This is a genomic window from Mycobacterium sp. E796, assembly GCF_001672815.1.
Classification (GTDB): Bacteria; Actinomycetota; Actinomycetes; order Mycobacteriales; family Mycobacteriaceae; genus Mycobacterium.
This window is the reverse complement of record NZ_LZKK01000137.1, coordinates 1-8,783: the sequence shown is the minus strand read 5'-3', so window position 1 is coordinate 8,783 and position 8,783 is coordinate 1. Positions and strand designations below refer to the sequence as shown.

General features: G+C 69.8%; 7 protein-coding genes. 3 read left to right on the top strand and 4 right to left on the bottom strand.

From position 1 onward, the window contains the following. The 4 genes from A5706_RS10635 to A5706_RS10620 all read right to left on the bottom strand — a co-directional run. A partial coding sequence (locus tag A5706_RS10635) for an acetyl/propionyl/methylcrotonyl-CoA carboxylase subunit alpha (RefSeq protein WP_231985162.1) occupies nt 1-1,579 on the bottom strand: 1,579 nt, incomplete at its 3' end. A 5-nt stretch (nt 1,580-1,584) separates the two neighbouring features. After that, nucleotides 1,585-3,174, bottom strand: coding sequence for an acyl-CoA carboxylase subunit beta (locus tag A5706_RS10630; protein WP_156767053.1), 1,590 nt, complete (start codon nt 3,172-3,174; stop codon nt 1,585-1,587). Nucleotides 3,175-3,262: 88 nt separating this feature from the next. Continuing rightward, nucleotides 3,263-4,411, bottom strand: a complete 1,149-nt coding sequence (locus A5706_RS10625) for an acyl-CoA dehydrogenase family protein (RefSeq protein ID WP_068129947.1) — start codon at nt 4,409-4,411, stop codon at nt 3,263-3,265. Further along, entirely contained in the window at nt 4,408-6,129 is a 1,722-nt protein-coding gene (locus A5706_RS10620; protein ID WP_068129945.1) for an acyclic terpene utilization AtuA family protein, read from the bottom strand. The genes A5706_RS10625 and A5706_RS10620 overlap by 4 nt, the downstream gene beginning before the upstream one ends. Nucleotides 6,130-6,358: 229 nt before the next feature. Here A5706_RS10620 and rpmF point away from each other — a divergent pair, with 229 nt between their 5' ends. The 3 genes from rpmF to A5706_RS10605 form a co-directional block, all read left to right on the top strand. After that, a complete protein-coding gene (rpmF, locus tag A5706_RS10615) occupies nt 6,359-6,532 on the top strand; it encodes a 50S ribosomal protein L32 (RefSeq protein ID WP_066942127.1) in 174 nt (57 codons plus the stop codon). Between the two features lie 63 nt (nt 6,533-6,595). Then, nucleotides 6,596-7,282: a two-component system response regulator MprA gene (gene mprA / locus A5706_RS10610; RefSeq protein ID WP_068129951.1), complete on the top strand. Its 687-nt coding sequence runs from the start codon at nt 6,596-6,598 to the stop codon at nt 7,280-7,282. 16 nt (nt 7,283-7,298) lie between these two features. Beyond that, the coding region (locus A5706_RS10605) for a HAMP domain-containing sensor histidine kinase (RefSeq protein WP_068129942.1) at nt 7,299-8,783 on the top strand (1,485 nt) is incomplete at its 3' end.

The following is an 8,783-nucleotide window of genomic DNA, read 5'->3' as shown; positions in this document are numbered from 1 at the left end:
CACCGCGCACGGCCTGGCGGAACTGTCCGCACCGCTGGCCGACGACGCCACGATCCGGCTCTCCGCCGTCGCCGCGGCCCTTGCCGACGCCGCGCACAACCGCGCCACCGCGAAGGCCTCCGGGGTCCTCGGATCCCTGCCCAGCGGCTGGCGCAACCTGGCTTCGGGCTACCAGGTCAAGACCTACCGCGGCGACGGCGGAGAGCCGGATCGTGGCGTCGTCGGCCAGCGGTGCGGACAGTTCCGCCAGGCCGTGCGTGTCGAAGAACGCGGTGTCGGTGGCGCCGTCGAGGAACGCCGGATGGCGCAGGACGTTCACCAGCAGTTCGCGGTTGGTGCGCACGCCGTGCAGGCGGGCGCGGGCCAGCGCGTCGGCCAGCACCAGCGCGGCTTGCCGCCGCGTCGGGGCGTAGGAGATGACCTTGGCGAGCATCGGGTCGTAGTGGATCGAGACCACCGATCCGTCGACGATCCCGGAGTCCAGCCGGATCCCGGTCCGGTGGCCCAGCGCACCGAACTCGGCCCGGACCGCCGGCACGTCGATCGTGTGCACCGGTCCGGCCTGCGGCTGCCAGCCGTGCGCGGGGTCTTCGGCGTAGAGCCGGGCCTCGATCGAATACCCCTGGGCCGCAGGGGGGTCGGCCGGCAGGCGACCGCCGGCGGCGACGTCCAGCTGTAGCTCGACCAGGTCCAGCCCGGTGGTCTCCTCGGTGACCGGGTGCTCGACCTGCAGCCGGGTGTTCATCTCGAGGAAGTAGAACTCGCCGTCATCATCGGCGAGGAACTCGACCGTCCCGGCGCCGGTGTAGCCGATGGCGCCGGCGGCCAGCCGGGCCGCATCGAACAGCTTGGCGCGCATGCCCGGGGTGCGTTCGACCAGGGGTGAGGGCGCCTCCTCGATGATCTTCTGGTGGCGGCGCTGAATTGAGCATTCCCGTTCGCCCACCGCCCACACGGTGCCGTGGGTGTCGGCGAGGACCTGGACCTCGACGTGGTGCCCGGTCGGCAGGTAGCGCTCGCAGAACACGGTCGGGTCGCCGAACGCCGACTGGGCCTCGCGCCGCGCCGCCGCGACTTCGCCCGCCAGGGCAGACAATTCGCGCACCACCCGCATGCCGCGACCGCCGCCACCCGCCGACGCCTTGACCAGCACCGGCAGCTGAGCGTCCGTGACCGTGTCGGGGTCCAGCTCCTCGAGCACCGGAACGCCCGCGGCGGCCATCAGTTTCTTGGACTCGATCTTGGAGCCCATCGCGCGCACCGCGTCCACCGGCGGTCCGACCCAGGTCAGCCCCGCGCCCTGCACGGCGGCGGCGAATTCCGGGTTTTCCGAAAGGAATCCGTAGCCGGGATGGACCGCGTCGGCGCCGGCCGCGCGGGCCGCGGCGATGATCGTTTCCGCGTTCAGATAGTCGTTGGTGTTGAGCAGCCGCACCCGGGCGTCGGCCTCGGCGACGTGCGGGGAGGCGGCGTCGGGTTCGGTGTAGACGGCGACGGTGCCCAGGCCGAGCCGACGGCAGGTGGCGAACACCCGTCGGGCGATCTCGCCCCGGTTGGCGACCAGCACTCGAGTGACCATGGGGCTCACATCCGGAAGACGCCGAAGTTCGACGTCCCCTTGATCGGGCCATTGGCGATGGCGGACAAACACATTCCCAGCACGGTGCGGGTATCGCGGGGGTCGATCACGCCGTCGTCGTAGAGCATGCCGGAGAGCACCAGTGGGAGCGACTCGGCCTCGATCTGGCCCTCGACGGCGGCGCGCATCGCGGCGTCGGCCTCCTCGTCGACCTGTTGCCCGCGGGCTTCGGCGGCCGCCCGGGCCACGATCGACAGGACGCCGGCGAGTTGGGCGCCGCCCATCACCGCGGATTTGGCGCTGGGCCAGGCGAACAGGAATCGAGGGTCGTAGGCCCGGCCGCACATGCCGTAATGCCCGGCGCCATAGGATGCGCCGATGATCAGCGAGATGTGCGGCACGGTCGAGTTGGACACGGCGTTGATCATCATCGAGCCGTGCTTGATCATCCCGCCCTCTTCGTAGTCCTTGCCGACCATGTAGCCGGTGGTGTTGTGCAGGAACAACAATGGTGTGTCGGAGCGGTTCGCCAGTTGGATGAACTGGGTGGCCTTCTGGGACTCCTCGCTGAACAGCACCCCGCGCGCGTTGGCCAGAATTCCGAGCGGATAGCCGTGCAGCCGGGCCCAGCCGGTCACCAGCGACGACCCGTACATGGGCTTGAACTCGTCGAAATCCGAACCGTCGACGATGCGGGCGATCACCTCACGCGGGTCGAACGGGATGCGCAGGTCGGCCGGCACGATGCCGATCAGTTCCTCGGCGTCGAACAGCGGCTCGGTGATCGGCCCGGGCGCGGGTCCCTGTTTGACCCAGTTCAGCCGCGATACGATGCGCCGCCCGATGCGGATCGCGTCCAGCTCGTCGACGGCGAAGTAGTCCGCCAACCCCGAAGTGCGGGCGTGCATTTCGGCGCCGCCGAGCGACTCGTCGTCGGACTCTTCCCCGGTGGCCATCTTGACCAGCGGGGGACCGGCGAGGAACACCTTCGAGCGTTCCTTGATCATCACCACGTGGTCGGACATGCCGGGGATGTAGGCCCCGCCGGCGGTGGAGTTGCCGAAGACCAGCGCGATGGTCGGGATGCCGGCCGCCGAGAGCCGGGTCAGGTCCCGGAACATCTGCCCGCCGGGGATGAAGATCTCTTTCTGGGTGGGCAGGTCGGCCCCGCCGGATTCCACCAGCGAAATCACCGGAAGCCGGTTCTGGAACGCGATCTGGTTGGCGCGCAAGATCTTTCGCAACGTCCACGGGTTGCTGGTGCCGCCCTTGACGGTGGGGTCGTTGGCGACGATCAGGCATTCCACGCCCGAGACCACGCCGATGCCGGTGACCGTGCTGGCGCCGATCTGAAAGGCACTGCCGTACGCGGCCAGCGGGCTGAGCTCCAGGAACGGCGAGTCCGGGTCGACGAGCAGCTCGATGCGTTCCCGGGCGGTCAGCTTGCCGCGGGCGTGGTGCCGCTCGACGTACTTTGCGCCTCCGCCGGCGAGCGCCTTGGCGAGCTCGGCGTCGATCTCCTCGAGCCGTTCGGCCGCGGTCGACGCCGCGTCGGTGAAGGTCGTGGAGGTCGGGTCGAGGGTGGACTGCAGGATGGTCACAGCCACCGCCGACGATGCAGAGCGGAGCGATGAGGTGGGGGTGCCCCCAGCCGCGCAGCGGCGAGGGGGAGAGGCGGTGCAATCACGATTGGTACCCCAGGGTTTTGGCGGCCAGTGCGGTCAGGATCTCGGTGGTGCCTCCGCCGATGCCCAGGATCCGCATGTCCCGGTATTGGCGTTCGACTTCGGATTCGGCCATGTAGCCCATGCCGCCGAACAGCTGCACGGCCTGGTTGGCCACCCATTCGCCGGCCTCGACGGCGGTGTTCTTGGCGAAACACACCGACGCGATCAGGTTCGTCTCGCCCGCGAGCTCGCGCTCGACCACGTTGCGCGCATACACCCGCGCGACGTCGATGCGGCGGGCCATCTCGGCCAGCGTGTTCTGCACCGACTGCCGCGAGATCAGCGGGCGGCCGAATGTCTCCCGGTCGCGGCACCAGGCCACCGTGATGTCCAGGCACCGCTGGGCGCTCGAATACGCCTGCGCGGCAAGGCCGATCCGCTCGGACACGAACGCCTGGGCGATCTGGGCGAATCCGCTGTTCTCCGCGCCGACCAGGTTGGCCGCCGGCACCCGCACATCGGTATAGGACAGCTCGGCCGTGTCGGAGGACCGCCAGCCCATCTTGTCCAGCTTGCGGGTCACCTCGAAGCCGGGCGTTCCCTTCTCGACCACCAGCAGCGAAACCCCGGCGGCCCCAGGGCCTCCCGTGCGCACCGCGGTCACGACGTAGTCGGCGCGGACCCCGGAGGTGATGTAGGTTTTCGCCCCGTTGACGACGTAGTGGTCGCCGTCCAGCACCGCGCTGGTCCGCAGGTGCCCGACGTCGGACCCGCCGCCGGGCTCGGTGATGGCCAGCGAACCGATCTTCTCGCCGGCCAACGTGGGCCGGACAAAGGTGTCGATCAGTCGCGCGTCGCCCGAGGCGATCATGTGCGGTACCGCGATGCCGGAGGTGAACAGCGACGCGAACACGCCGCCGGGCGCGCCTGCCTGGTGCACCTCCTCGCAGATAACCACCGCGTCGGCGCCGTCGCCGCCCCCGCCGCCGGCCGACTCGGGAAAGCTCGCGCCCAGCAACCCGGCCGCCCCGGCCCGTCGGTGCAGATCGCGCGGCAGCTCGCCCGTGCGCTCCCACTCGTCGGCGTGCGGCAGGATCTCGCGTTCGGTGAACGAACGCACCGTCTTTCGCAGCTGTTCGCGCTCGGGGGTGGTCCAGATACTCATAGGAGGTTCTCCGGGATGTCGAGGTAGCGGCCGCGCAGCCATTCGCCCAGCCCCTTGGCCTGGGGATCGAATCGCGCGTTGTAGGCGACGCCCTGGCCCAGGATGCCGTCGATGACAAAGTTCACCGCGCGCAGGTTGGGCAGCACATGGCGGGTGACGTCGAAGTCGGCCGCCTCGGGCAGCAGCTCCTTGAGCTTCCCGACGGTCAGGGTGTGGACCAGCCAACGCCATTGGTCGTTGGTGCGCACCCAGACCCCGACGTTGGCCGACCCGCCCTTGTCGCCGCTGCGGGCCCCCGCGATGCGGCCCAGCGGCGTCCTGCGCACCGGACCGGCCGGCAACGGCTCGGGCAACGGCGGGGAGTCGGCGGGAGCCAGCTCCAAAGTGTCGCTGGCGCAAGGAATGTCGACACGGGCGCCGTCGGCGTGCACGGCGATGTGCGGGACCTCCTTGGCGTCGACGTAGCCCGGGGTGAACACGCCGTAGACCTGACCCTCGCCGGGCGGCGCCGTCACGTGGAAGCCGGGGTAACTGGCCAGCGCCAGTTCGACTGCCGCGGAAGAGAACTGGCGTCCCACGTTAGCGGGGTCGGGGTCGCGGACCACGCAGTGCAGCAAGGCGCTGGCGGCCTCTTCGGTGTCGGCGTCGGGTCGGTCGGTGCGCGCCAGCGACCACTGAAGCTCCGCCGGCTTCACCGTCAAAGCGGACTCGAGCTGGCGGCGCATCAGGTCCGCCTTGGCCTCGATGTCCAGGCCGGTCAGCACGAACGTCATGGCGTTGCGGAACCCGCCGATGCTGTTCAGCGACACCTTCAGCGTGGGCGGCGGCGGTTCGCCGCGGACGCCGCTGATGCGTACCCGGTCCGGGCCGTCCGCGCTCAGTTCGACGGTGTCCATGCGGGCGGTGACGTCGGGGTTGGCGTAGCGGGCGCCGGTGATCTCGTAAAGCAACTGCGCGGTGACGGTGTCGACGCTGACCAGGCCGCCGGTGCCGGGGTGCTTGGTGATGACCGAGGAGCCGTCGGCGTGCACCTCGGCCAGCGGGAAGCCGGCGTGGGTCAGGTCCGGGATCTCCGTGAAGAACGAGTAGTTGCCGCCGGTGGCCTGCACGCCGCATTCGATTACGTGGCCGGCGACGACGGCGCCGGCGAGCCGGTCGTAGTCGGTGGGGGCCCAGCCGAAGTGGGCCGCCGCCGCCCCGACGATCACCGAGGCGTCGGTGACCCGCCCGGTGACGACGACGTCGGCGCCGTCGTTCAGGCAGTCCACGATGCCCCACGCGCCCAGGTAGGCGTTGGCGGTCAGCGGCGTGCCCAGGCCCAGCTCCGCCGCGCGGGGCAACAGGTCGTCGCCCTCCACGTGCGCGATGCGGGCCGGGACGCCCAGGCGCTCGGCGAGCGCGCGGATCGCGTCGGCCAGGCCGGCGGGGTTCAGGCCGCCGGCGTTGGCGACGATCCGCACCCCGCGGTCGCGCGCCTCACCCAGGCAGTCCTCGAGCTGTGTCAGGAAGGTCTTGGCGTAGCCGCGCTCCGGGTGCTTCATCCGGTCGCGGCCCAGGATCAGCATGGTCAGTTCGGCCAGGTAGTCGCCGGTGAGGTAGTCGACGTCCCCGCCGGTGAGCATTTCGCGCATGGCCGAAAGCCGGTCGCCGTAGAAGCCCGAACAGTTCGCGATGCGGACAGCGCCGACGGCGCCAGAAGGCCCGGAAGCAGAGGCCATGCGTGTCCTCCATTCGTGGGCATATCGGTGACCGCGAACCAACCAACCACTCGGTAGGTTAGCGGGTACCCGCGGTGCCGCGTCAAGGACGCCCGGCCGACGGCCGGCGCCGTTTTGGAGACCAGCCAGGCCACCGACTATCCTGATAGGCAATCGTCGCACGTTCGGCCCGACCGGCCACGCCCCGCGACATGCCCCATCAAGCCCGAACGAGGAGTTAGGCCCGACCATGGCCACACCCAAGCGCAGGATGTCGCGCGCGAATACCCGAAGCCGGCGCTCGCAGTGGAAGGCCACGAAGACCGAACTCGTCGGCGTGAACGTCGCAGGCCAGAAGCACAAGGTGCCTCGCCGGCTGCTCAAGGCGGCCCGGCTCGGTCTCATCGATCTCGACAAGCGCTAATCTCGGCAAATACCCGGCGCGCCTCTCAGCCCGCTCTCAGGCGCTAGGACGAAACTGGTGGCCGTGCGCATACTTGTCGTCGACGACGATCGCGCGGTGCGCGAGTCGCTGCGCAGGTCGCTTTCGTTCAATGGCTATTCGGTGGAACTCGCCCACGACGGGGTCGAGGCCCTCGACATGATCTCCAGCGACCGGCCCGACGCCCTCGTCCTGGATGTGATGATGCCGCGGCTGGACGGCCTCGAGGTGTGCCGCCAGCTCCGCAGCACCGGCGACGACCTGCCGATCCTGGTGCTCACCGCTCGGGATTCGGTTTCCGAGCGGGTCGCGGGCCTGGACGCCGGCGCCGACGACTACCTGCCGAAGCCGTTCGCGCTCGAAGAGCTGCTGGCCCGCATGCGGGCGCTGCTGCGGCGCACCAAGCCCGACGATGCCGCCGAGTCGGTGGCCATGACGTTCTCCGACCTGAGCCTCGACCCGGTGACCCGCGAGGTCACCCGCGGCCAGCGCTGCATCAGCCTGACCCGCACCGAGTTCGCGTTGCTCGAGATGCTGATCGCCAACCCGCGCCGAGTGCTCACCCGCAGCCGCATCCTCGAGGAGGTCTGGGGATTCGACTTTCCCACCTCCGGCAACGCGCTGGAGGTCTACGTCGGCTACCTGCGCCGCAAAACCGAAGCCGATGGTGAGCCGCGACTGATCCATACTGTCCGAGGGGTGGGATACGTCCTTCGGGAGACGCCACCGTGATGAGCCACCACCAACGATGATCCGGCTCCGTCGGCGCCGGCGCGCACCGCTGCGCCCCACCAGCTCGTTGTCGCTGCGGTGGCGGGTGATGCTGCTGGCGATGTCGATGGTCGCGATGGTCGTCGTGCTGATGTCGTTCGCCGTGTACGCCGTGATCTCGGCCGCGCTCTACAACGACATCGACAACCAACTGCAGAGCCGGGCGCAGCTGCTGATCGCCAGCGGCTCGCTGGCCGCCGACCCGGGCAAGGCCATCGAGGGCACCGCGTACTCGGACGTCAACGCCATGCTGGTGAACCCGGGCCGCTCCATCTACACCGCCAACCAACCGGGCCAGATCCTGCCCGTCGGAACCGCCGAGAAGGCCGTAATCAACGGCGAACTGTTCATGTCCCGCCGCACCGCCTCGGACCAGCGAATCCTGGCCATCCACCTGCCCAACGGCAGTTCACTGCTGATCTCCAAGAGCCTCAAGCCCACCGAGGCGGTCATGACCAAGCTGCGCTGGGTGCTGCTGATGGTCGGCGGCGTCGGCGTCGCGGTCGCGGCGGTGGCCGGGGGCATGGTCACCCGCGCGGGGCTGCGTCCGGTGGCCCGGCTGACCGAAGCCGCCGAGCGGGTGGCGCGCACCGACGACCTGCGGCCCATCCCGGTGTTCGGCAGCGACGAATTGGCAAGGCTCACAGAGGCTTTCAACTTGATGCTGCGGGCGCTGGCCGAATCGCGGGAGCGGCAGGCGCGGCTGGTCACCGACGCCGGCCACGAATTGCGCACCCCACTGACCTCGCTGCGCACCAACGTCGAGCTGCTGATGGCCTCGATGGAACCGGGGGCGCCGCGGCTGCCCGAGCAGGAGATGGTCGACCTGCGCGCGGACGTGATCGCGCAGATCGAGGAATTGTCCACGCTGGTGGGCGATTTGGTCGACCTCACCCGCGACGACGCCAGTCAGGTGGTGCACGAGGTCGTCGACATGTCCGAGGTGATCGATCGCAGCCTGGAACGAGTCAGGCGGCGGCGCAACGACATTCGCTTCGACGTCGAGGCGATCGGCTGGCAGGTCTACGGCGACGCAGCGGGGCTGTCGCGCGCGGTGCTGAACCTGATGGACAACGCGGCGAAATGGAGCCCCTCCGGTGGGCGCGTCGGCATCAGGCTGCGGCAACTCGACCCGACGCACGCCGAGCTGGTGGTCTCCGACGAGGGTCCGGGCATCCCGGTGCACGAGCGCCGCCTGGTGTTCGAGCGCTTCTACCGGTCGACGACGGCGCGGGCGATGCCGGGCTCGGGGCTGGGGTTGGCGATCGTCAAAAAGGTGGTGCAAAGCCACGGCGGGTTGCTCCGCGTCGAGGACACCGTGCCGGGAGGCCAACCCCCGGGCACATCCATCTATGTGCTGCTTCCCGGCCGCCCGGTGCCGGTCTCGGGATACCCGCCGGCCGACGCCGACACTGCGATCCTTGGTGCGGAAGCGAATCTTGGTGCGGAAGCCGAGACAGAA

Coding starts and splice junctions, on each gene's coding strand:
- A5706_RS10620 (WP_068129945.1), bottom strand. CDS start 6,129: ATGGCCTCTGCTTCCGGGCCTTCTGGCGCCGTCGGCGCTGTCCGCATC.
- rpmF (WP_066942127.1), top strand. CDS start 6,359: ATGGCCACACCCAAGCGCAGGATGTCGCGCGCGAATACCCGAAGCCGG.
- A5706_RS10625 (WP_068129947.1), bottom strand. CDS start 4,411: ATGAGTATCTGGACCACCCCCGAGCGCGAACAGCTGCGAAAGACGGTG.